Origin of the sequence: Erythrobacter cryptus DSM 12079 (assembly GCF_000422985.1) — a bacterium.
GTDB classification, from domain to species: domain Bacteria; phylum Pseudomonadota; class Alphaproteobacteria; order Sphingomonadales; family Sphingomonadaceae; genus Erythrobacter; species Erythrobacter cryptus.
Window position 1 is genome coordinate 451,055 of record NZ_AUHC01000001.1, and the last position, 21,824, is coordinate 472,878.

A 21,824-nucleotide genomic window follows, 5' to 3' on the forward strand; every position below is an offset into this window, starting at 1 on the left:
GAAAGATGAGCGACAGGGGCACTGCCGAGTTTGTCAGGCCTGCGGGCGCAAGGCGCGGCGTCAGGTCGCCGCGCCTTTCTCGCAAACGGGCGCAAAAGTCAAGGAATCGCGCGCCTGAGAAGCGCTTGGGGCCAGAGGTTCAATCATCCACCGCAACCAGCTGGCGCATCGCGGCAATCTGGCAGCGCGCCCCGGTGCGCGATTGCAGCTGGTCGCGCGCGGCGCACAGGCGCCCATCCTCGTTCTTTTCGACATAGAAGCCCGAGTAGAAATCGCGCGCGCGGCAGGATTTCTCGAGATTGACCGAGACCATCCGCTGATTGCGCAGGAACAGCACCAGGCGGTTGCCGCTGCCTGTCTGCACCCCGGCAATGCCTTGCAGCGGCACGCATTTCTCGCGCCGCCGTTCCTCGAAGCGGGGGCGGGGGGCGGCATCGGGATCGGGCAATTCGGCAAAGAGGTTGCGCCGCGCCGCCAGCGGCTGGGGCGCGACGCGGATCACCACGCGCTGTTCGATCCGCACCTGCCGTGCGCTCTGCGAGGCCCTAAGCGCCGAGAGCGGGTTGGGGAGCTGCGGCTCCTCGACCATTGCAGCGCGCGCCTCGCAGCGTGGTGCCGAGGCGGCAGGCGCAGCAGGGCGCCCGGGAGCCTCGCCCCCGGTCGTCCACGGCCAGACCAGCGCCAACGGCGCCGCCAAGGCAAACAAGCTGGGCATGGTTGCGGGCAAGGTCTCCCTCGTCAGGTGACAGGCGCGGCGTGCCTGCCTGCAAGGGCAGGATGCACCACTGCGCGCCTTCCGCCTAGCAGCGGCAATTGAACCGTGGCTTAACTGACCCTGCACCGCGCCCGAAAGCGGTGGCACAATCGGGACGAGCTGTGGCATGAAGGCCACGATGAAGCACCCCGCCCCGCCCCCGCCCACCCTGGCCACCGACTCCGACTTTCTTGCCGCGGCCGAGGCCCTGCTCGGCCCACGCGGGTTGACGCGGGACCCCGAGCTGATGCAGCCGTGGCTGACCGACTGGCGCGGGCGTTACACCGGGCGCGCCCTCGCGCTCGCGCAGCCGGCGAGCACCGCCGAGGTGGCGGCGCTGATGCGGCTGTGCGCCGCGCACCGGGTGCCGGTCGTGCCGCAGGGCGGGAACAGCGGCATGGTGGGCGGCGCGACGCCCGATGCCAGCGGCGGGGCGCTGCTCCTGTCGCTGCGGCGCATGGCCGCGATCCGCCGCCTTGATCCGGCCGCAGGGCTGGTGGTGTGCGAGGCGGGCGTGGTGCTCCAGCACCTCCACGAGGCCGCCGAGGCCCAAGGCCTGCGCTTCCCCCTAACGCTGGGCGGCAAGGGCTCGGCCACCATCGGCGGCCTCGTCTCGACCAATGCCGGGGGCACGCAGGTGCTGCGTCATGGCACCATGCGTGCGCAGGTGTTGGGACTCGAGGTGGTGCTTGCCGATGGCAGCGTGCTCGATCTCCTCGCCGCCCTCAAGAAGGACAACCGCGGGTTCGACCTCAAGCAGCTGTTCATCGGCTCGGAAGGCACGCTGGGGATCGTCACCGCGGCAGCGCTCAGGCTGCTGCCCGCGGCGGCGGGGCGCGCCACGGCCTGGGTCGGGCTTGGCGGGATCAAGGAGGCAGGGCGCCTGCTGCGCCGGATGGAGCGCAGGCTCGGCGATGTGCTCGAAGGCTTCGAGGTGGTGCCCGCGCATTGCCTCGCCAGCGTGCTCGCCCATCAACCGGGCGCCCGTTCGCCGCTGGCAGAGCGTCACCCGTGGAACGCGCTGATCGAATGCGTCTCGCCCCATGAGGACAACGCGGCGCTCAGCGAGACATTGGAACAGGCGCTTGCCGAGGCGCTCGAGGCGGGGCTCATCGCCGATGCCGCCATCGCTGCAAACGAAGCCCAGGCCGAGGCCTTCTGGGCCCTGCGCGACGGGATTTCCGCGGCCGAAAGGGCGCTTGGCCCGGCGATGCAGCACGATATTTCGGTGCCGGTCGAGGCCATGCCCGATTTCATCCTCGCCGCCGGCCCGGCGATCGAGGCCGCCCACCCCGGCACACGCGCTGTGGCCTTCGGGCACCTTGGCGATGGCAATGTCCATTTCCACGTGCTCGCCCCCGAGGGCGCGGTGCGCGGGATATGGGAGGAGGCCGAGGGCAAGGCGATCAGCGCCCATGTCCACGATCTCGTCACCCAATGGGGCGGCTCGATCAGCGCCGAGCACGGGATCGGCCAGATGAAGCGCGATGAACTTGCGCGGCTGCACGATCCGGTCGCGCTCGGGCTGATGCGGCGGATCAAGGCCGCGCTCGATCCCGAGGGTCTGCTCAACCCCGGCAAGCTGGTCTGAGTTCCCGCCCCCGTGCGGCGGCGCCCGGCTGCGCCTTGCGCGGCCCGGCGCAAACGCCTATGCGCGGCGGCTCGGACGGGGGCGCCACGGGGCCGACCGCATCCACCACCACAGATTTGACCGGAGACATTCGATGGCCAGCGCGCCGCAACCGCAACTTCCCTTGTTCTACAAGGATCTCCTGCCGCTCAACAGCCGCGACCATGCCGACTGGAAGGCCGGCACGCTGGAAAGCGCCGCCCACCTCGCCGCCACCCACGCGGTGCCGCTGACCGCCGACGAATTCGTCGATGCCCAGCGCGATTTCCCGATCGTTTTCACCAGCGGTGAAAATTCGGTGCCGATCGCGCTGTTCGGGCTCAATGAAGGGGTCAACACCTTCGTCGGCCCCGACAACAAGATCACCGAGGCGATCTATTTGCCCGCCTATGTGCGGCGCTATCCCTTCATCCTCGCCAAGCTCCAGCCGGGCAGCGAGGACATGTCGCTGTGCTTCGATCCCAGCGTCGGGGTGATCGGCAAGCGCGATGACGGCCTGCCGCTGTTCGATGACCAGGGCCAGCCAACCGATTACACCAAGGGCGTGCTCGAGTTCTGCCGCCGCTTCGAGGAAGCCGGGCAGCGCACCAAGCTGTTCATGGAGGAGCTCGCCAAGCTCGACATCCTGATCGACGGCGAGATCGCCATCACCCGCAACGACATGCCCGACAAGCCCTTCGTCTATCGCGGCTTTCGCATGGTCGATGAAAACAAGCTGCGCGAGCTTTCGGCCGAAACGCTCGAACGCCTCGCCAAGAACGGGATGCTGGTGCTGATCTATGCCCACCTGTTCTCGCTCGGGCTGATGCGCACGATCTTCGAGCGTCAGGCCGCCCAGGGCCGCCTGCCGATGCCGGCCGCGGGCGAAGCCGCCCCCGCGCTCAACTGAGCGGGTGCGAGCGCGCTACTCGGCGGCCTGAAGCAGGCCTTCACCGCCGCCGAGCAGCGCGGTCTCGGCCCCGAGTTCGCGCACCAGCGCGGCAAGCAGCGCTGCCATGGCCGGCAGGCCCGGCCCCGGCTCGGCGAGCTGGCGATCGAGATAGGCGGCGCGGCACACCTCGATCTGCAGCGCCTGCACCCCGGCTGCGGGCGCCCCGTGGCGATCGAGCACATAGCCGCCCGAATAGGGCCGGTTGTGCGCCGCCGGCACGCCGCCGGCCTCGAGCCGCGCCAGCGCCCGACCGATCAGACCCGCATCGCACGAGGCCCCGAAGCGGTCACCGAGCACGATCACCGGGGCGCGCTCCTCTGCGCTTGCCGGGCGCAGTGGCGGCATCGAATGCAGATCGATCAACAGTGCCGCGCCCCAGGCCTTGCGGATGCGTGCCAGTTCTTCGCCGAGCGCTGTGTGATAGGCGCGGTGGATATGCGCGATCCGCTCGGCCAGTTCGATCGGATCGAGCCGCCCGCGCCAGATCTCGCCCGATCCCGGCAGACGGCGTGGCACCAGCCCCAGCCCGCTGCGCGCCCGGCCGTTGCGCGCCCCGGCCGGGGCATCGGGGGCAGGCGTGGCTGGGCGCCCGCCGGCCACCATGTCCCAATCGATATCATCCTCGGCGCGGTTGAGATCGATGAGCGCGCGCGGGGCATGGGCGATCAGCAGCGCCGCCCCCGTGGCCCGCGCGATGGCAACGCCCAGCCGGTCGACATGGCGATCCTCGAGCCGCAACTGCGCCAGCGCCGGATCGCGCATCCGCGCGGTCACCGCGGGCGGATAGGCCCGGCCCGCATGGGGCACGGCCACCAGCACCGGAAGCTGGAGCCGGGCCGGCGCGCTCAGGGTGAAGGCCGGCGCCGCGCCCAGACCCGGCACCCGCCCGCCCACGCGCTGCTGGCGCGCCGCGTGGCGGCCCATTGGCACGGCAGCAAAGGCAGGATCGGGATCGGCGTGAGGCATTGCTATGCTCTTGCTGGCGCCTTTGCCCGCGCCTGTCAAAGCCTCATCCAGGCATCGCCTGCGGTGATGATGCACAAACAATTCTTAAGCCGGCGGTGCTATGCCCCCGCCCCATGAACGCGACACGCACCCCCCGCATCCTGCTCGCCGAGGACGAGGCGGCGATGCGCGCCTATCTCGAGCGGGCGCTCACCAATGCCGGCTATCACGTCAGCAGCGTCGGTCGCGGTACCGATGCCGTGCCGCTGCTCGAGACCGGCGAGTTTGATCTGCTGCTTTCCGACATCGTCATGCCCGAGATGGACGGGATCGAGCTTGCCCAGCGCTGCGCCGAGATTTCGCCGCGCACCAAGGTGATGTTCATCACCGGCTTTGCCGCGGTCTCCTTGCGCGCCAGCCGCGAACAACCCGCCGCGCGGGTCTTGTCTAAGCCCTTCCACCTGCGCGATCTGGTGCTTGAGGTTGAAAGGGTGTTCGAGGAGGCCGAGGCGGGCCGCTGAAGGCTTATACCGCCTCGGGCGCGAATCGCTTGCACCTTGGCAGTGCCTGCGATAACTGGCCGCTCCGCCCCTGCCGGGGCGCGCGCGATGGTGTGGGCGTATAGCTCAGTGGTAGAGCACTACGTTGACATCGTAGGGGTCGCAAGTTCGAACCTTGCTACGCCCACCATCGCCCCATCCATCGGCAAAAGGCCTGGCAAAGCCCGCCCCTTGCGGCGGGCCTTTTTGCAGCATCGGGGCCGCCTTTTCCTCTGCCGATGATTTCCCCCGCCCCGCCTTGCACCCGCGCCTTGCTCTGCTAAAGCCCCGCGCGGGATCTATCACAGCTTCCTGTCGATCATGAACGGCCCCGCAAGCGACGGGGCAAGAAGGATAGGGCACGAGACATGCAGAAAATCAAAGTCGCCAACCCCGTCGTCGAGCTTGACGGTGACGAGATGACCCGGATCATCTGGCAGTGGATCCGCGAGCGCCTGATCCTGCCCTATCTCGACATTGATCTGAAGTATTACGATCTTTCGATCCAGAACCGCGATGCCACCGATGATCAGGTGACGGTCGATTCCGCCTATGCGATCAAGCAGTATGGCGTGGGGGTCAAGTGCGCCACCATCACCCCGGACGAGGCGCGGGTCGAGGAATTCGGGCTCAAGAAGATGTGGAAGAGCCCCAATGGCACGATCCGCAATATCCTCGGCGGCGTGGTGTTCCGCGAGCCGATCGTGATCGACAACGTGCCGCGGCTGGTGCCGGGCTGGACCGATCCGATCGTGGTCGGTCGCCATGCCTTTGGCGATCAGTATCGCGCCACCGACACCCGCATCCCCGGCCCCGGCAAGCTGCGCCTGGTGTTCGACGGCGAGGACGGCACCAAGATCGATCTTGATGTCTTCGACTTCCCCAGCGCCGGGGTGGCGATGGCAATGTACAACCTCGACGATTCGATCCGCGACTTTGCCCGGGCGAGCTTCAACTACGGCCTCTCGCTCGGCTGGCCGGTTTACCTTTCCACCAAGAATACGATCCTCAAGGCCTATGATGGGCGCTTCAAGGACCTGTTCCAGGAAGTCTTCGACACCGAGGGTTTTGCCGAGAAGTTCAAGGAAAAGGGCATCGTCTACGAACACCGCCTGATCGACGACATGGTGGCAAGCGCGCTCAAGTGGTCGGGCAAGTTCGTCTGGGCGTGCAAGAACTATGATGGCGACGTGCAGTCCGATACCGTGGCGCAGGGCTTCGGCAGCCTCGGGCTGATGACCAGCGTGCTGATGACCCCGGATGGCAAGACCGTGGAGGCAGAGGCCGCGCACGGCACCGTCACCCGCCACTATCGCCAGCACCAGCAGGGCAAGGCGACCAGCACCAACCCGATCGCCTCGATCTTCGCCTGGACTCGCGGGCTCATGTATCGCGGCCGCTTCGACAACACGCCCGATGTGGTGCGCTTTGCCGAAACGCTCGAGAAAATCTGCATCAAGACGGTCGAAAGCGGCCAGATGACCAAGGACCTGGCGCTGCTGATCGGCCCCAACCAGGCCTGGCTGACCACCGAGCAGTTCTTCGAGACCATCGTCGCCAATCTCGAGAAGGAAATGGCCTCCTGGGCCTGAGGCAGGCGCGGCGCATGCCGCGTACGCAGGGCCGGGTGGCGCGCGGGCTTCAGCCTGCCGCGCCTTGCCTGCCCTCGCCCGCCTCATCCGCTGCGCCCGGCCCCTCCTCGGCAGCGATGCCGAACCAGTCGCTCAGTGTCAGCTGGTCCTCGCTATCGAGATTGACCCCGGCATCATAGGCCAGCTGGATGAGGTTGGCGAGGAAGGCCTGGGCGATCTCATCGGCACCGGGCGCCGGGCTCTCGGTCAGCGGCGCCCCGCCGAAATGCGCACCCCGCACCACGAAATTGAGCGCCGCACGCCCCACCGGCGTCGGCGAATCGGCCAATTGGTCGCGGATCGCGCGGGTGATTTCGGCGAGGTTGAAGGGATACTCGGCAAGATACTCGGCAATCGCCTTGAAGATCACCGGCCAGGCCTCTGCCGGCAGCCGCGGCAGATCGACCACCCGGGCAAGCAGGTCGATCAATTCGGGCAGATCGCTTTCGGCCACGGTGGTGTCGGGCGCAGAGGGCGGTTCGTGGCGCTCCTCGTCCCACAGGTGATACTGGTCGAGCCGCGCGTTGGGCAATTGCAGCGCCGCGACCGCCGCGGCAAAGCCATTGCCGCCCCAGCGCGCCTCGCGCAGGCCCGGCACCGCGGCCGCGGCCTTCTGCGACAATTGCGCAAGATTGAGCGGCCTGGTCGCCTCGTTGTATTCACCCTGAACGAACAGGGCGAAGGCATCGAGCGCATCGTCAAGATCGACCGCGGCGAGCGCCGTGCTGCCCGCTGCGGGCAAGGAGACCGGCACCGGCGCCACCGCGGGCGGACGCAGCAGATCGCCGATCGCCTCGAAATTGAGCACCCGGTCGGCCACCGAAACATAGGCGCGCGCGGCATTGCCCGGCGAGAGCACCGCAATGCCGCGGCCATGCGCGCGCAGGCGATGAAGCAGCGGGGTGAAGTCCGAATCGCCCGAGGCGATCACGAACTCATCGAAGCCCGTGGGGTGCTGGAGCAGATCGAGCGCATCGATGACGATGCGGATATCGGCGGCATTCTTGTCCCGCGCGAGGGTGGGCGTGTCGACCACCTCGAACCCGGCGCTCACCCACAAGGGCCGAAAGCGCGAGAAGAAACGCTTGAAATCGCTGCCATCCTCCTGCCTGCCATCGATCACGTAGCCGGCCGGGTTGAGATAGCAGCGCGCCACCAGCCAGCGCCGCCGCTCGCTCACCAGATAGCGCTCGGCAAGCGCTTCGAGGAGCACATCGGGCAGGTTGGCAAAGCGCAGGGCAAGGTCGGGATCGAGATTCCACAGCCCGAGAAAGATATTGTCGAAATCGACCAGAATGATGCTCTTGTTCACCACCAATCCCCCCAATTGATGCCGCGCGCATGGTTTGGGCGACTGCGCAGGAAGGCGCAATTGCCTTTTGCGCTCCACGCCTTGCCCGGTTGCCGCGAAGGCTGCGATACCGCGGGTGACAGGCTGCGCTGCGCGCGTTAAGCCTTCGCCGTGGCAGGCGAACTTGCTCCCTCTCCCGTTCTTTCCGATGCGCTGGTAATCCTCGGCGCGGCGGGAATCGTCATTCCGGTCTTCGCGCGCTTCCGCATCACCCCGATCATCGGCTTCATCCTCATCGGGGTGGCGGTCGGCCCCTTCGGCCTCGGCTCGCTGGTCGAGCGTGTGCCCTGGCTCACCCATATCACCATCACCAATCCCGAGGTGCTTGCCCCCTTTGCCGAATTCGGGATCGTGCTGCTGCTCTTTGCCATCGGCCTTGAACTTTCGTTCAACCGTCTGTGGCAACTGAGAAAGCTGGTGTTTGGCCTCGGCGCGCTCGAGCTTCTCATCATCGGCTCCTCGCTGGCGCTGCTGTTCGGGCTTTCGGGCACGCTCGCATGGCCAGGAGCCTTGGCGCTGGGCTTTGCGCTGGCCTTTTCCTCGACCGCGATGGTGCTGCCGATCTCGGGCACGCGCACCCCGGTAGGGCGTGCGGCGCTCTCGATGCTGCTGTTCGAGGATATCATGATCGTGCCGATCATCTTCCTCCTGGGCGCGCTCGCTCCCAACGCCCAGGCTGAAGGCTGGGAGGGGCTTTTCACCACGCTTTGGCAGGGCGGCCTGGTGGTCACGGTGCTGCTGGTGGTGGGGCGTGTCGCCCTGCCGCGCCTGTTTGCCCAGGCGGCGCGCACCAAGAGCCCCGAACTGTTCCTCGCCGCCTCGCTGCTGGTGGTGATCGGGGCCAGCCTTGCCACCGCGATCACCGGCCTTTCCCCGATCGTCGGCGCGCTGATCGCCGGGCTGCTGATCGCCGAGACCGAGTATCACACCGAAGTCGAACTGATCATGGAGCCGTTCAAGGGGCTTGCCCTCGGGGTCTTCCTGATCACCGTGGGGATGAGCATCAATCTCGTCGAGATCGGCGCCCAGATCGGCACGCTGGCCGTGGCGGTGGTGGGCGTGCTGGTGTTCAAGGCGATCGTCACCGGCATCCTGCTGCGGCTGATGGGGGCGCGGCGCGGCACTGCGGCCGAGACCGGGGTGATGATGGCCTCACCCTCGGAGACCACGCTGATCGTGCTCGCCGCGGCCACCAGCGCGCTGGTGATTGATCAGGAAACGGCGCGCTTCTGGCAGACCGTCACCGCCATCGGCCTTACCGTCACCCCGCTGCTCGCCCGGCTTGGCGCGGTGATCGCCCGCAAGGTCGATGGCTCCCCCACCGATCTCGAGGATGATGGCGATGAGCCGCGTACCATCATCGTTGGCGGCGGGCGCGTGGGGCGGCTGGTGGCGGACATGATGCGCGTTCACGCACAGCCCTATGTCATGATCGACAGCAACCCTGATCTCATCCTGGAGGCCAAGCGCGATGGCTATCGCGCGGTCTTCGGCGATGCCGTGCGCGGCGATGCGCTGGCGCGGCTGGGGGTGGAAAGTGCCCCGGCCGTGGTGCTGACGATGGACGAGCCGGTGCTGGCGCAGCGGCTCGTCACCAAACTCAGGCGCGAATATCCCGAGCTTCTCATCGTCGCCCGCGCGCGCGATCCCGATCACGCCGCCGCGCTCTACCGGGCCGGTGCCAGCCATGCCGTGCCCGAAACGCTCGAGGCCTCGCTCCAGCTTTCCGAGGCGGTGCTCGTCGATATAGGCGTGGCCATGGGCCCGGTGATCGCCTCGATCCACGCCAAGCGCGACGAATATCGCGAACAGCTCGAACGCGAGGGCGGCCTTAGCGAAAAGCCGCGGCTGCGCACCAGAACCAGCACGGCCGGCTAGCGGCCTTCGCCCAGCGACCAAACGATCGACAAGACATAAGGCCGCGCGTCGGGCGGATGTTTGAGCTGCACCGCACCCTTGGCTTCCGCGCAGGTCTCGTAGGCCAGCCGCGCGCTCATGCTCGAACGCAGCGGCCGGCACGAGGCTGGCTTGCCCTCGGCATCGAAGGTGAGGGACACAAGCACCCGGTCAAAGACTTCGTTCTGCAACGCGCGGCGCGGATATTGCAGCGGCTGGATAACGACATCATCAGCCTTGAGCCGCTGATCCTCGGCCGGGATCACGTCATCGCCAAAGAGAACCGGGCGGTGGTCGAGCAGAGGGAAGCTGCTGGTTGAATGGGTGAACAGGGGCTCGCCCTCAGCCGCCGCCAAGGAAAGGGTGATACGGGTGTGGTAACGGGCGCGCGTGTAATCAAGCGCGAGGTAGGGATCGGGCCGGAAACGTCCCGCCGCCTGGGCATGGGCGCAGATCGCCGCCCCGGCCTCTGCCAGGCCCTCACCGGGTTGCGCCTCGCATCCAACGACATTGCCCGCCGCATCGACCGTGAGATCGAGCGCAATCCCGGCCATGAATGGACGGGCGCGGAAGGTCTTGCGGTAAGGCGCAAGCACAGGATCGATGTCCCAAGGTCAAGTTCGCCCGCCCCGGTCACATCGAACACCCCGCCCGCAAAGACAATCGGCTCGCGTGATTGCGCCGCCAGCGGAGTGGCGCCGACAAGTGCAAAGGCCCCTGCCAGCGCGAGATCGCTTGTTCGCCTCACATCGCGGGCTGCGCGGCCAGAGCCGATTTCACCGCAGCCAGCGCCTCGGCGGCCTTGGAAGCATCCGGCCCGCCGCCCTGCGCCATGTCGGGGCGCCCGCCGCCGCCCTTGCCGCCGAGCACCGCGACCCCTGCGCGCACCAGATCGACCGCACTGAAACGCGCGGTGAGATCGTCGGTAACGCCAACGCCGATACTCGCCTTACCCTCGCTCACCGCAATGATCACCGCCACCCCGCTGCCCATGCGCTGCTTGGCGGCATCGAGGAGCGGGCGCAGCTCCTTGGGATCGAGCCCTTCGAGCACTTGCCCGGAAAAGGTAACGCCGGCGATCGTCTCGTCCGCGGCGTTGGCCTTGCCGGTGCCAGCGCCGCCGCCGAGCGCCAAGGCCTTTCTCGCCTCGGCCAGCTCCTTCTCGAGCCGCTTGCGCTCCTCGAGCAGCGCGGCAAGCCTTGCAGGCACTTCCTCGGGGGTGGCGCGGATGGTGCTGGCGGCGGCCTTGAGCGCTTCCTCGCGCGCGACCAGCCATTGCCGCGCGCCCTCGCCGGTCATCGCCTCGATGCGGCGCACGCCCGAGGACACCGCGCTTTCCGAGACGATCCGGAACAGGCCGATGTCGCCTGTGGCGCGCACATGGGTGCCACCGCACAGCTCGACCGAATAGTTGCGCCCGTCCTTGCCCGGCCTGCCCATGGCGAGCACGCGCACCTCATCGCCATATTTCTCGCCGAACAACGCCAGCGCGCCGGCGGCCACCGCATCCTCGGGGGTCATCAGCCGGGTGGTAACGGGCACATTGGCACGAATCTCGGCGTTCACCTCGGCCTCGATCGCGGCAATGTCCTCGGGCGTGAGGGCGGCAGGGTGCGAGAAATCGAAGCGCAGGCGGTCTTCGGCCACGAGGCTGCCCTTCTGCGTCACATGCGCGCCGAGGCGGTTGCGCAGCGCGGCGTGGACGAGATGGGTGGCCGAGTGGTTGGCGCGAATACGATCACGCCGCTCGGCATCGACCTTGAGTTCGACCGTATCGCCCACCTTGACGCTCCCCGCCTCGATCCGAGCGTGGTGGGCATGAAGCCTGCCCAAGGGCTTTGAGGTGTCCGTCACCAGGGCGCGCAGGCCGGCAAGGCTGGTGATCGTCCCGACATCGCCGGTCTGCCCGCCGCTCTCGCCATAGAAGGGCGTCTGGTTGGTGAGGATTGCCACCTCCTCGCCTGCGACGGCGCTGGTGACTTCGGCGCCGTCCTTGACGATCGCCACCACCCGGCCCTCGCCGCTGGTGGCGGCATAGCCGGTGAATTCGGTCGCACCCTCGCGCTCGGCGATGTCGAACCACACTTCGCCCGATGCAGCCTCGCCCGAGCCCTTCCAGGCCGCGCGGGCCGCGGCTTTCTGGCGCGCCATCGCCGCCTCGAAGCCCGCCCGATCGACCGCGATGCCGCGCGGGCGCAGCGCATCCTCGGTCAGGTCATAGGGAAAGCCGTAGGTGTCATAGAGGCGGAAGGCGATCTCGCCATCGAGCTCCGCGCCGGCCCCAAGGGCGGCTGTGGCCTCGTCGAGCAGCCGCAAGCCCTTGTCGAGCGTGCGGCGGAACTGGGTTTCCTCGCGCTCGAGCACTTCCTCGATCAGCGCACGCCCGCGGGCAAGCTCGGGATAGGCCGCGCCCATCTCGGTCACCAGAGCGCCGACCAGGCGGTGCATCAGCGGCTCGCGCGCGCCGAGCAGATGAGCGTGGCGCATCGCCCGGCGCATGATCCGACGCAGCACATAGCCCCGCCCCTCGTTGGAGGGCAGCACCCCATCGGCCATGAGGAAGCTGGTCGAACGCAGGTGATCGGCGATCACCCGGTGGCTGGCGGCATGTTCACCCCTGGCGGGAACGCCGGTGAGAGCCTCGCTCGCCGCGATCAGCGCGCGGAAGGTGTCGGTGTCGTAATTGTCATGCACGCCCTGCAGCACCGCGGCGATGCGCTCGATCCCCATGCCGGTGTCGATCGAGGGCTTGGGCAGGTCGCGGCGGGAACCATCGGCCTGCTGCTCGTATTGCATGAACACGAGGTTCCAGATCTCGACGAAACGGTCGCCATCCTCGTCCGCGCTTCCGGGCGGCCCGCCGGGAATGTGCTCGCCGTGATCGTAGAAGATCTCCGAGCATGGCCCGCAGGGGCCGGTGTCACCCATGGACCAGAAATTGTCGCTGGTGGGGATGCGGATGATGCGCGCGTCAGGCAGGTCGGCGATCTTGCGCCACAGCGCGTGGGCCTCGTCATCGGTGTGATAGACCGTGACGGTAAGGCGCTCCTTGGGCAAGCCCCACTCCTTGGTCAGCAAGGTCCAGGCGTGGAGGATTGCGCCTTCCTTGAAGTAGTCTCCGAAGGAGAAGTTGCCGAGCATCTCGAAGAAGGTGTGATGCCGCGCGGTATAGCCGACATTGTCGAGGTCATTGTGCTTGCCGCCGGCGCGCACGCATTTCTGCGCCGAGGCCGCGCGCGGCGAAGACGGGGTCTCGAGCCCGGTGAAGACGTTCTTGAACGGTACCATCCCCGCATTGACGAACATCAGCGTGGGATCGTTGTAGGGCACCAGCGGCGCCGAGGGCGTGGCCGCATGGCCGTTCCGGCTGAAGTAGTCGAGGAACGAGCGGCGGATTTCGTTGGTCGAGGTCATGGCGGTGCAGTTAGGCAAAGCGCGGCCCTTTCGCAATGGAAGCTGCACATCGGGCCCTCGAGGCTTGGCCCCGGCGGATCTCGCGGCTGCGACCGCGAGGTCCCGCGATGAGTATCAAGAGCAGGCCAAGCGGCGATCCGAGCGAGGGCGCAACGCGAGAGGCCGGCGCCTGCCCTGGGGAGAGGCAAGTGCCGGCCTTCCGGGTTTCCGGACGCTGCGCGGATGCAGGCGTGCTACGGGACATTGCGCCTGCGTTCACCTCGGACCGGCTGAGCCAGACCGCCGCGTCCGCTTGGGGATCACATGTCGAGGTCCGCGTCCGGACCGGACATCATCTCCCCGGCGACCTGATCGGTGCGGCTGCGGATCGCAGCTTCCAGACGGTCGCAAACTTCGGGATTTTCGCGCAAGTACGCCTTGGCATTTTCGCGCCCCTGGCCGATGCGGATGCTGTCGTAGGAGAACCAACTGCCCGACTTCTCCACCAGCCCGGCCTTGACCCCGAGATCGAGAATTTCGCCGATCTTGGAAATGCCCTCGCCATACATGATGTCGAACTCGACCTGCTTGAACGGCGGGGCGACCTTATTCTTGACCACCTTCACCCGGGTGGTGTTACCGATGATCTCGTCCCGATCCTTGATCTGGCCGGTGCGACGGATGTCGAGCCGCACCGAGGCATAGAACTTGAGCGCATTGCCGCCGGTGGTGGTCTCGGGATTGCCATACATCACCCCGATCTTCATCCGCAGCTGGTTGATGAAGATCACCATGCAGCGCGAACGGCTGATCGAGCCGGTCAGCTTGCGCAGGCTCTGGCTCATCAGTCGCGCCTGCAGGCCGACATGCGAATCGCCCATCTCGCCCTCGATCTCCGCGCGCGGCACCAGCGCGGCGACCGAATCGACCACCAGCACGTCGATGGCATTGGAGCGCACCAGCGTATCGACGATCTCGAGCGCCTGCTCGCCGGTATCGGGCTGCGAGACGATCAGCTCGTCGATATTGACGCCGAGCTTCTTGGCATAGACCGGATCGAGCGCATGTTCGGCATCGACGAAGGCCGCCGTCCCGCCGGTCTTCTGCGCCTCGGCAATGACGTGCAGGGCGAGCGTGGTTTTGCCTGAACTTTCAGGCCCATAAACCTCGATCACGCGGCCGCGCGGAAGGCCGCCGACGCCGAGCGCAATATCCAGCCCGAGCGATCCGGTCGAAATCGCCTCGACCTGCATCGTCTCCTTCTGGCCCAGCCGCATCGCCGAACCCTTGCCGAAGGCACGATCGATCTGCGCCAGCGCGGCCTCAAGCGCCTTTTGACGGTCCACGGCTTTCCTGTCCTCTTCCACCAATTTCAACTGTGTAGCCATCGCATGCGCTCCCTTGCTTGACCAGAGGGGGAAAGCGGTTTTCCGCTGCCCGCACACGCTATGTATCGCATTTGTTCTCATGGAACAAGTAGGGAACACGAAAATTTCCCACAACCGCGACACACGGGGCCGCGCGGGGCCGCTTGCCCGGGGCGTCCCTGCCCCTAGCCGCCGCCCGGGCGCCTCACTTGCCAGTCGTAGCGCGCCTCGCTGCCCGCCGGCAGCACCAGCTCGACCGTCTGCCAGCCGTTGCGGATCGCGACCTTGCGCCCGGCAAAGCGCACATCGCCATCGCCCGCGCGGCTAAGTTCAAGGCGCAGGCGTACCGGGTGGGGATTGGCATTGGCAAGGCGCGCCTCCATCCGCCGCCAGCCGCGCGCCGCGCCCACCGCGCGCGCGCCGCAGCGGGCAAACACCTGCGCGCTCTCGCCCAGTTCCAGCTCGATCTCCTGCCCCCGGCCATAGTCGCGCAGCCGCGCGCGGGCGGCGAGCGCGGGCCCGCGCGGGCCCGGCTCGAACAGCGCCATCTGCCCCTGCGGCAGGGCGATGCCGAGGCCCTTTTGCTCCTCGTTCCTGGTCACCAGCAGAATCCCGGCCGGCTGCAAACCGGCTTCCGGATCAGCCGGCGCCCCTGGCCTTGCAGTCTCGGGCAGCCGCACCTCCGGCGCGCAGCGGGCCTGGTAGAGCAGCCGCGCCTTCACCCCCTGGCGATCGAGAAAGGCCACCTGCTTCATGCCCTTTGCCGCAACATCAACCCGCCCCGGCACGCGAAAGAGCTTGAGATCGCCGAGATCCTCCTCGCTTGCGGTCACCACCGCGCTCGCCATCTCGCGCGATTGGAGGCGCGCGCCGGTCACCACCACCGCATCGGCCATCCTCCCCGGTGCGGCCATCATCAGCGCCGGCGGTGGCGGCGGCACCGGTTCGTCCTCGGGCAACGGCAGGCTCGCGGCGGTGCTGCCGAGCGGATAGCAGGTGAGGCTGAGCGGCGCGCCCACCGGCGGGCTTGCCAGTGCGGCATAGTCGCTGTCGAGATTGAGCCTGCCGGCCACGATCTGCAGCCGCGCCCCGGGAAAACTCTGGCCATTGTCGTTGACGAGCGTGAGCCAGCTCAACAGCCCCAGATCGAACTCCTCGCCCGCTGCCTTGTCGGACAGGCTGGCGACATAATCGGCCTGCCAATCAAAGCCCCAGGCGAGATAGGTGAGAGTCACCTCGAAGGTGCCGGCCGCGGGCGAGACCGTATCAACCGCAAACACCGGCTGGGCCGAGAGGCCCGCGGGCACCCCGGCAAAGCTCAGCCGCTCGGGAAGGCCGGCGCAGCGCAGAGCCTCGAAGCCCGCGGCGGTCTCGAGCACGAGCCCGCCATCGGCCCGGGTGCGCACGATCGCGCTTTCGCTCACCACCGCGCCGGTGGCGGGATTGGTGCGGGTCACCGTTACCCGGTTGCCGAGCGTGCCATCGACCAGCGCCGCCGGGGAGAGCAGCGCAGCGCTGCGGTTCTTCTCGATGGTGCCGCCGGGAAGCCCGGTGACGATCGCCGAAACCCCGATCATGCCCTCGGCCACGCCCTCAAAGCGCACCGTCGCCTCGCCCGGCGGCAGGGTGACGCGGCGGGTTTCGGAAATGAGCGCCAGGCCCCCCGGGGCCGCGCGGGTGAGGCGCTCATCGGGGGTGCGGGCGGGATCGCGGTAGATGGTGACCGACAGATCGACCGGCGCCGAGGCCTCGACCACCTCGCGCGCTGAGGCGGGAGCGACGATCACCGCCGCGCCCAGCAGGAATGTCACGCCGCGGCGCATCACACCGCCCCTCAGAAGCGCGCTTCATAGGTGACGCGGATCACCCGCTCGCCATTGGCGGGCACGCTCACCTTGTAGCGCCGCCGATCGGCATTCACCTGTTCGCCCTTGATGTCCTCGGCCGGCACACGCAGGTCGTCGGCCCACCAGGCGCGGGCAAGCCCGGTCTGGTTGAGTTCGACCTCGACTGGCTCGCTGCGGCCGTTGGTGAGAGTGTAGCGCATCACCGTGCGGTAATAGGTCTTGGGCCGCTCCATGGTGATGGTGCGGCTGGCGCTGCCATCGCTGATGCGAAAGCGCGCGCTCCGTTCCCATTCGTCGCTGGTGATGGTCTGGCGGCTTTCGATCTCGGCCCTGACGGTGATGTCGAAGGCCTCGCCGGTGGCGAGCGAAAGCTCGCTGCCCATCGGGGTGTGGTCGATCCCGCGCTCGCCGACGAATTGCGGCGTGCCTTGTGCATCGCGCTGGTAGAAGCGCACCGTGCCCGCGGGCAGGGCATCGCCAAGGCCCGATCCGCGCGCGGTGGAAAAGGCGATGCGGCTTTCGGCATTGCGCGGCTGCTCGTCGTTCTGCTGCCAGGCGATATCGCGCGAGTAGATGCGCCGCGCCGGCACGGCCTGCACGTCGAGGAAGCTCACCTGCTTGGTCTGGGCATTGGCGATGGTGGTGCGCCCGGCGATGGGGTAGAGATAAAGATCGCCAATCCGCTCGCGCGCAGCGGTCTGGGTGCCGGGGCGAACCATGGCGCTGCCCGCGCCCCCGCCAAAGCCGCGCGCGCCGCCGGCATAGGGATTGCCCGCCACCAGCACCGCATCGGCATTGTGGAAGGTGGTGCCGGTGGAATTGGTGAGCGTCACCCAGCCCTGCATGTCGATGGTGCCGGCCGCGTCATTGTAGAGCGCGACATAATCGGCGCTCCAGCCGAGCCCGCCGGTGAGGTAGCGCAGCGACACCGGGCGGGTGCCGGCGCGGGCCGAATCGAGCGTCACCGACAAGGTCGGGCGGGCGCGCAGCCCGGGAGGCACGCGATCGAAGATCACCCGCACCGGCAGGCCATCATCGCGCAGCACCTCGATGCGATCGCCGATCTGCACGACCACCCCGCCCACCACCGAAAGCACCTTGGCGCGCTCGCGGGTCTCGGCCCCGGTGGCAGGATTGGTGCGCAGCAGCGTGACGCTCTGGCCCACGGCCTTTTCCATCAGTTTGCCAGGGCTGAGCAGATCATAGTCGAAGTTCTGCTCGATGATGGTGGTGCCCGCGGCGGCAAAGCTCAAGGTCTCGGGCTGGATCCGGGCCGAGACGTCGGGAAACTCGATCCGGCTCTTTCCCGCGGCGATGGCGAGCTGGCGCACGTCCTGCACCAGGGCAAGATCATTGTTGTAAATGGTGATGGCAAGATCGCCCTGCGCGCTCTCCTCGCCCGCGCTCTGCGCCGCCGCCCCGGCTGCGAGCAGCGCTGCCGCCGCTGCGGCAAGCCCGGTGGCGGCGCCTTTTGCCTGGTGCATGAACTCCCTCCCCTTCTCCCCCGCTGCGCGGATGATGAACGCTTCTGCGCCTTTATCCAAGGTGAATGTGAGCCAAGGGGAATGGGCTGGGCTTTCGGAAACAGGGCCGGCACGCGCGGCCGCTCAGCCCCCGGCGCGCTGTTCGGCCCGTGCCTCGCGCAGCACCGCGCCGACCTTTTCGGCGATCGCCGCGACGCTGAAGGGCTTGGCGATGAAGTGCACCTCGGGAATGTCGATGTCGCGGCGCAGCACGTCCTCTGCAAAGCCCGACATGAACAGCACCGGGATCGCCGGGTGGCGCGCGCGGATGGCGCGCACCATCGCCGGGCCGTCCATCCCCGGCATCATCACGTCGGTGACGATGATGTCGAAGGGAGCCTTGGCCGCGGCAATCGCGGCAAGGCCCTCCTCGCCCCCGGCACAGGCGGTGACCTCATAGCCGGCGCGGGAAAGCGCGCGTTCGGCCACGGCCCGGACCATCTCCTCGTCCTCGACCAGCAGCACCCTTCCGCCTGCCGCCCAGTCGGAGGAGGCAGGCGGCGGGGCGGCGCGCTTCCTCGGCGCCGGGCCGTGGTGCACCGGCAGATAGACGGTAAAGCGCGCGCCGGTGGGCCGCCCCGACTTGTCGAGCACGTTGTCGGCAAAGATGAACCCGCCCGATTGCTTGACAATCCCGTAGGCGGTGGAAAGCCCGAGGCCGGTGCCCTTGCCCTGCTCCTTGGTGGTGAAGAACGGCTCGAACAGCTTGGGCAGCACATGCGGGGGGATGCCGCCGCCGGTGTCCTGCATGATGAGCACGGTGTAATCGGCCGCGGGCAGCACTTCCGAGCCGAGCTGGATCACCTCCTTGGCCTTGAGCGCGCGGGTGTAGAGCGAGATCCGCCCGCTGCCATTGCCGCGCGCCTGGATCGCATCACGGGCATTGACCGCAAGGTTCATGATCACCTGTTCCAGCTGCTGCGGATCGGCGCGCACCGGGCCGAGGTTGCGATCGTGCTGGACATAGAAGGTGATCTTGCCGCCGAGCAGGCGCTTGATCAGCGGGCTGACCTCGCTCACCACGTCAGGCAGCTGGATGATCTCGGGCCGCAGGGTCTGCTGGCGCGAGAAGGCGAGCAGCTGGCGGGTGAGCGCGGCGGCGCGGTTGGAATTGGCGCGGATCTGCTGGATGTCGTCATAGTCGCTGTCGCCCGGGATGTGGCGCAGCAGCATCAGATCGCAGGTGCCGATGATGGCGGTAAGCACGTTGTTGAAATCATGCGCCACCCCGCCGGCGAGCTGGCCCACCGCCTGCATCTTGGTGGCCTGGGCAACCTGGCGGCGCAGCTGGTTTTCCTGGCTCGAATCGGCAAGGCTGAGCAGCACCGCCGCCTCGCCCAGGCCGCGCACCCCGGCAAGGCCGAGCGAGACCGGCTCCTCGGGGCTGGCCACCAGCCGCACCGCGACATTGCTGCTGATCGCCGGCCCGCGCCCGTGGCGCCGCACCGCATCGGACAGCGCCGCCTTGTCCTCGCGCACGACGAGATCGGTGGGAAAGGCGGGCAGCCCCCGCCCCTCGCGCCCGACGCTGCGCAGGAAGGCCTCGTTGCCGAACAGGAAGCGCCCGTCGCGGTCGGTCATGGCAAGGCCGAGCGGCAATTGCGCCAGCAGCGCCTCGAGCTGCGCCACCCCGGCCTGCCCGGCCCCGTCCCAGCCCGCGCCGATCCCCACCCCGCTGTCGATCAGCAGCATCAGCGAGGTCGCCTCGTCCGGCCCCGCCGGGCCGACCCGCGCCTCGGGATCGACCAGCGGCACATCCACCAGCGTCTGCGGGGTGCCGCTGCGCCCCTCGCGGGCATAGAAGATGCGGTCGCGCTCGTCGGTGCGCAGGAAACTGACGAAATCCTGCCCCACCAGCGTTGCGCGCGCATCGCCCGCGGCACGCTCGGCAAAGCCGGCGCTGACCGCGCGAATCACCCCGTCCTGGGTGGTGATCGCGGTCTCGATCCCGGCGCGGCTCAGCATCTTGCCGAAGGGGCCGGAAAGGTCGACGAGATCAAGCTCGCTCCCGCGCCCACCGGCATCGGGGCGCAGCCGCCAGATGAGGTGATCCTCGCCCCGCCCGGCGCGCCGGGCCGAGACGTGCCACAACCTCCCGTCTTCATCAGCCACGCCCTCGATCGCGGCGGTGCCATCGCGCCAGGCGCTGCGGGCAAGCAGCGTCACCGCCTCGCGCGCCGCGCGCCCAAAGGGCAGGGCCGGGGGCGCCGCGCCCGCGCCGAAGGCCTCGAGAAAGCGGCTGTTGGCGCAGACCATGCGGTTGGCCCGGTCGGTGATGGCGATCGCCTCACCATTGCGCTCGCCCACCTCCTCGATCGCCGCGCGGGTGACGCTCCAGTCGGGCGCGCCAAGCGGCTCGGCGCGCGGAGCGCCCTTGAGCTGGTCGAGCAACACCACGCCGCCGAGCATCACCCCGGCGGCGAGCACGAAGGCGAGCGCCGCCACCAGGCTCGTTGTGGCAAGATAGAGCACCCCCGCGCTTGCCAGCAGCGCGCCGGCAAGGCCCAGCAGCAGCGCCGGGCGCAGCGCCGCCTCACGCAGGGCGGTGCCGGTGACGATGCGCTTGTCGGTGCCGGTGCCGGCGCCGGAACGCGGGAGCGGATCAGGCAGGGCGGCGCGGGCCACGTGGGGCACTCCTCAAACCCATGGCCGGGCTGCTTACTGCGCGCCGAGCCGCTGGTCGAGCCGCGCTTCCATGATCTTCAACCGTTTCGCACGCTTGCGCGCCACCACCACCCGCCACACCCAGCTTGCCACGAGGTAGCCGATCGAGGGCGCCACCACCGCGAGCACGGCAAAGCCGAAGGCGGTGGCCCCGGCCATCTCGACAAAGGCAAGCGCGCTGCTCCACAGCCCGCTTTCGGCGGTGGCCTGGGCCAGCTGCGGCCCGGCGGCATCGAGCCTGAGGGTGAAATTGCCCACCTTGTTCGCCACCACCAGCCAGAACGGCAGGGTGAAGGGGTTGGTGATGAAGGTCGCCAGCGCCGACAGCGGCACATTGGCGCGCGCCGGCAAGGCGAGGAAGGCGGCCAGGAAGATCTGCCCCACCGGGATGATGAAGGCGGCAAACAGCCCCAGCGCCACCCCGCGCGGCACCGAGCGGCGGGTAAAGCGCCACAATTCGGGCGAGAGGAAGCGGTGCGCGATCGGCGCGAGATACTTGTTCGCCGCCATCTCCTCGCGCGTGGGCGTGTGGCGGCGGATGAGATCCATCGCCCAGGTCTTCGAGCGCAGGCCCAGCCCGCGCCGCGGGGGTGGCGGCGCGCTCATGCCGGCACTCCTACAAGGGGCGGCAGCGCGAGAACAGCAACGGGGGGCGCGGCGGCGGGCATGGCAGGTGCCCATATGGGTAGCACAGGGCATCTGACCAGTGGGTGAATCGCCCTTGCGTGCATTTCCTGCGCCCTGCCCGCCTTTCCTGCCTTGAAGTCCCTGCGCGCTCAGCCGCGCTCGCGCATCAGCCGCGCCTTGTCGCGCTTCCAGTCGCGCTCCTTGATCGCGGCGCGCTTGTCGTGGGTCTGCTTGCCCTTGGCCAGCGCCAGTTCGACCTTGGCCCGCCCGGTGCGGTTGAAATAGATCGACAGCGGCACCAGCGTCATGCCCTTGCGCTCGACCGCGCCGAGCAGGCGGTTGACCTCGCGCGCGTGGAGCAAGAGCTTCCGCGGCCGGCGCGGCTCGTGGTTGAGGCGGTTGCCGTGGCTGTATTCGGGGATATTGGCGTTGACCAGCCAGACCTCGCCATCACGCACCTCGGCATAGCTTTCGGCGATGCTCGCCTCGCCCGCGCGCAGCGCCTTGACCTCGGTGCCCTGGAGCATCAGCCCGGCCTCGAGCACGTCCTCGACATGATAGTCGAAGCGCGCCCGCCGGTTTTCGGCGACGATCTTCTGCTTGTCGAAGGTGAGCGGTTTGGGGCGTGCCATAAGGGGGCGCGACATAGGCAAGCCGCAGCCAAAAGGCGAGAGGGCATTGCACGGCGGCGCCGGCAGGCTGCCCGTGCTTTGCGCTGGGGCGGTG

16 protein-coding genes and 1 tRNA gene are annotated in these 21,824 nt (G+C 68.3%); 6 read left to right on the top strand and 11 right to left on the bottom strand.

Annotated features, from left to right (window positions below):
* Positions 1-139 precede the first annotated feature (139 nt).
* The gene (locus G524_RS0102195) at positions 140-715 is read right to left on the bottom strand and encodes a hypothetical protein (protein WP_027442239.1); all 576 of its coding nucleotides are present in this window, start codon (positions 713-715) and stop codon (positions 140-142) included.
* A gap of 178 nt (positions 716-893) precedes the next feature.
* Here G524_RS0102195 and G524_RS0102200 point away from each other — a divergent pair, with 178 nt between their 5' ends.
* Both G524_RS0102200 and G524_RS0102205 read left to right on the top strand, forming a co-directional pair.
* Complete coding sequence (locus tag G524_RS0102200; RefSeq protein WP_051220866.1) at positions 894-2,345, top strand: FAD-binding oxidoreductase; 1,452 nt, start codon at positions 894-896, stop codon at positions 2,343-2,345.
* Between the two features lie 133 nt (positions 2,346-2,478).
* Positions 2,479-3,273 carry a SapC family protein gene (locus G524_RS0102205; RefSeq protein ID WP_027442241.1) on the top strand — a complete coding sequence of 265 codons (795 nt, stop codon included), beginning with the start codon at positions 2,479-2,481 and terminating at the stop codon, positions 3,271-3,273.
* A 15-nt stretch (positions 3,274-3,288) separates the two neighbouring features.
* Here G524_RS0102205 and G524_RS0102210 read toward each other — a convergent pair whose 3' ends face one another.
* Positions 3,289-4,281: an N-formylglutamate amidohydrolase gene (locus tag G524_RS0102210; protein ID WP_245561265.1), complete on the bottom strand. Its 993-nt coding sequence runs from the start codon at positions 4,279-4,281 to the stop codon at positions 3,289-3,291.
* 113 nt (positions 4,282-4,394) lie between these two features.
* Here G524_RS0102210 and cpdR point away from each other — a divergent pair, with 113 nt between their 5' ends.
* The 3 genes from cpdR (at position 4,395) to G524_RS0102225 (ending at position 6,391) form a co-directional block, all read left to right on the top strand.
* Complete coding sequence (gene cpdR, locus G524_RS0102215; protein ID WP_027442243.1) at positions 4,395-4,781, top strand: cell cycle two-component system response regulator CpdR; 387 nt, start codon at positions 4,395-4,397, stop codon at positions 4,779-4,781.
* Positions 4,782-4,875: 94 nt separating this feature from the next.
* Positions 4,876-4,950, top strand: a tRNA-Val gene (locus tag G524_RS0102220).
* Positions 4,951-5,167: 217 nt separating this feature from the next.
* Positions 5,168-6,391 carry an NADP-dependent isocitrate dehydrogenase gene (locus G524_RS0102225; protein WP_027442244.1) on the top strand — a complete coding sequence of 408 codons (1,224 nt, stop codon included), beginning with the start codon at positions 5,168-5,170 and terminating at the stop codon, positions 6,389-6,391.
* 49 nt (positions 6,392-6,440) lie between these two features.
* Here the strand turns inward: G524_RS0102225 and G524_RS14730 are convergent, their stop codons facing one another.
* The gene (locus tag G524_RS14730; RefSeq protein WP_169447824.1) at positions 6,441-7,742 is read right to left on the bottom strand and encodes an NYN domain-containing protein; all 1,302 of its coding nucleotides are present in this window, start codon (positions 7,740-7,742) and stop codon (positions 6,441-6,443) included.
* Between the two features lie 150 nt (positions 7,743-7,892).
* Between G524_RS14730 and G524_RS0102235 the strand changes: the two genes are divergently transcribed.
* Positions 7,893-9,659, top strand: coding sequence for a cation:proton antiporter domain-containing protein (locus tag G524_RS0102235; protein WP_027442245.1), 1,767 nt, complete (start codon positions 7,893-7,895; stop codon positions 9,657-9,659).
* Here G524_RS0102235 and G524_RS0102240 read toward each other — a convergent pair.
* From G524_RS0102240 to smpB, 8 genes are all read right to left on the bottom strand, one after another.
* A complete protein-coding gene (locus G524_RS0102240) occupies positions 9,656-10,273 on the bottom strand; it encodes an energy transducer TonB (RefSeq protein WP_156893978.1) in 618 nt (205 codons plus the stop codon). The two genes, G524_RS0102235 and G524_RS0102240, sit on opposite strands and share 4 nt — an antisense overlap.
* Before the next feature lie 148 nt (positions 10,274-10,421).
* A complete protein-coding gene (alaS, locus tag G524_RS0102245; protein ID WP_027442247.1) occupies positions 10,422-13,091 on the bottom strand; it encodes an alanine--tRNA ligase in 2,670 nt (889 codons plus the stop codon).
* Positions 13,092-13,390: 299 nt separating this feature from the next.
* Positions 13,391-14,458: a recombinase RecA gene (recA, locus tag G524_RS0102255; protein ID WP_027442248.1), complete on the bottom strand. Its 1,068-nt coding sequence runs from the start codon at positions 14,456-14,458 to the stop codon at positions 13,391-13,393.
* Between the two features lie 164 nt (positions 14,459-14,622).
* Positions 14,623-16,260 (bottom strand): DUF4139 domain-containing protein, encoded by a 1,638-nt coding sequence (locus G524_RS14735; protein WP_051220841.1) that lies wholly within the window; start codon positions 16,258-16,260, stop codon positions 14,623-14,625.
* Positions 16,261-16,271: 11 nt separating this feature from the next.
* Positions 16,272-17,768, bottom strand: coding sequence for a DUF4139 domain-containing protein (locus tag G524_RS0102265; RefSeq protein WP_027442249.1), 1,497 nt, complete (start codon positions 17,766-17,768; stop codon positions 16,272-16,274).
* Positions 17,769-17,891: 123 nt separating this feature from the next.
* Entirely contained in the window at positions 17,892-20,063 is a 2,172-nt protein-coding gene (locus G524_RS0102270; RefSeq protein ID WP_425387193.1) for a response regulator, read from the bottom strand.
* A 402-nt stretch (positions 20,064-20,465) separates the two neighbouring features.
* The gene (locus G524_RS0102275) at positions 20,466-21,020 is read right to left on the bottom strand and encodes a DUF2062 domain-containing protein (RefSeq protein WP_027442251.1); all 555 of its coding nucleotides are present in this window, start codon (positions 21,018-21,020) and stop codon (positions 20,466-20,468) included.
* Between the two features lie 227 nt (positions 21,021-21,247).
* Positions 21,248-21,730, bottom strand: coding sequence for an SsrA-binding protein SmpB (smpB, locus tag G524_RS0102280; protein WP_027442252.1), 483 nt, complete (start codon positions 21,728-21,730; stop codon positions 21,248-21,250).
* Positions 21,731-21,824 lie beyond the last annotated feature (94 nt).

Coding starts and splice junctions, on each gene's coding strand:
- G524_RS0102195 (WP_027442239.1), bottom strand. CDS start 715: ATGCCCAGCTTGTTTGCCTTGGCGGCGCCGTTGGCGCTGGTCTGGCCG.
- G524_RS0102200 (WP_051220866.1), top strand. CDS start 894: ATGAAGCACCCCGCCCCGCCCCCGCCCACCCTGGCCACCGACTCCGAC.
- G524_RS0102205 (WP_027442241.1), top strand. CDS start 2,479: ATGGCCAGCGCGCCGCAACCGCAACTTCCCTTGTTCTACAAGGATCTC.
- G524_RS0102210 (WP_245561265.1), bottom strand. CDS start 4,281: ATGCCTCACGCCGATCCCGATCCTGCCTTTGCTGCCGTGCCAATGGGC.
- cpdR (WP_027442243.1), top strand. CDS start 4,395: ATGAACGCGACACGCACCCCCCGCATCCTGCTCGCCGAGGACGAGGCG.
- G524_RS0102225 (WP_027442244.1), top strand. CDS start 5,168: ATGCAGAAAATCAAAGTCGCCAACCCCGTCGTCGAGCTTGACGGTGAC.
- alaS (WP_027442247.1), bottom strand. CDS start 13,091: ATGACCTCGACCAACGAAATCCGCCGCTCGTTCCTCGACTACTTCAGC.
- recA (WP_027442248.1), bottom strand. CDS start 14,458: ATGGCTACACAGTTGAAATTGGTGGAAGAGGACAGGAAAGCCGTGGAC.
- G524_RS14735 (WP_051220841.1), bottom strand. CDS start 16,260: ATGCGCCGCGGCGTGACATTCCTGCTGGGCGCGGCGGTGATCGTCGCT.
- G524_RS0102265 (WP_027442249.1), bottom strand. CDS start 17,768: ATGCACCAGGCAAAAGGCGCCGCCACCGGGCTTGCCGCAGCGGCGGCA.
- G524_RS0102270 (WP_425387193.1), bottom strand. CDS start 20,063: ATGGTCTGCGCCAACAGCCGCTTTCTCGAGGCCTTCGGCGCGGGCGCG.
- G524_RS0102275 (WP_027442251.1), bottom strand. CDS start 21,020: ATGGATCTCATCCGCCGCCACACGCCCACGCGCGAGGAGATGGCGGCG.
- smpB (WP_027442252.1), bottom strand. CDS start 21,730: ATGGCACGCCCCAAACCGCTCACCTTCGACAAGCAGAAGATCGTCGCC.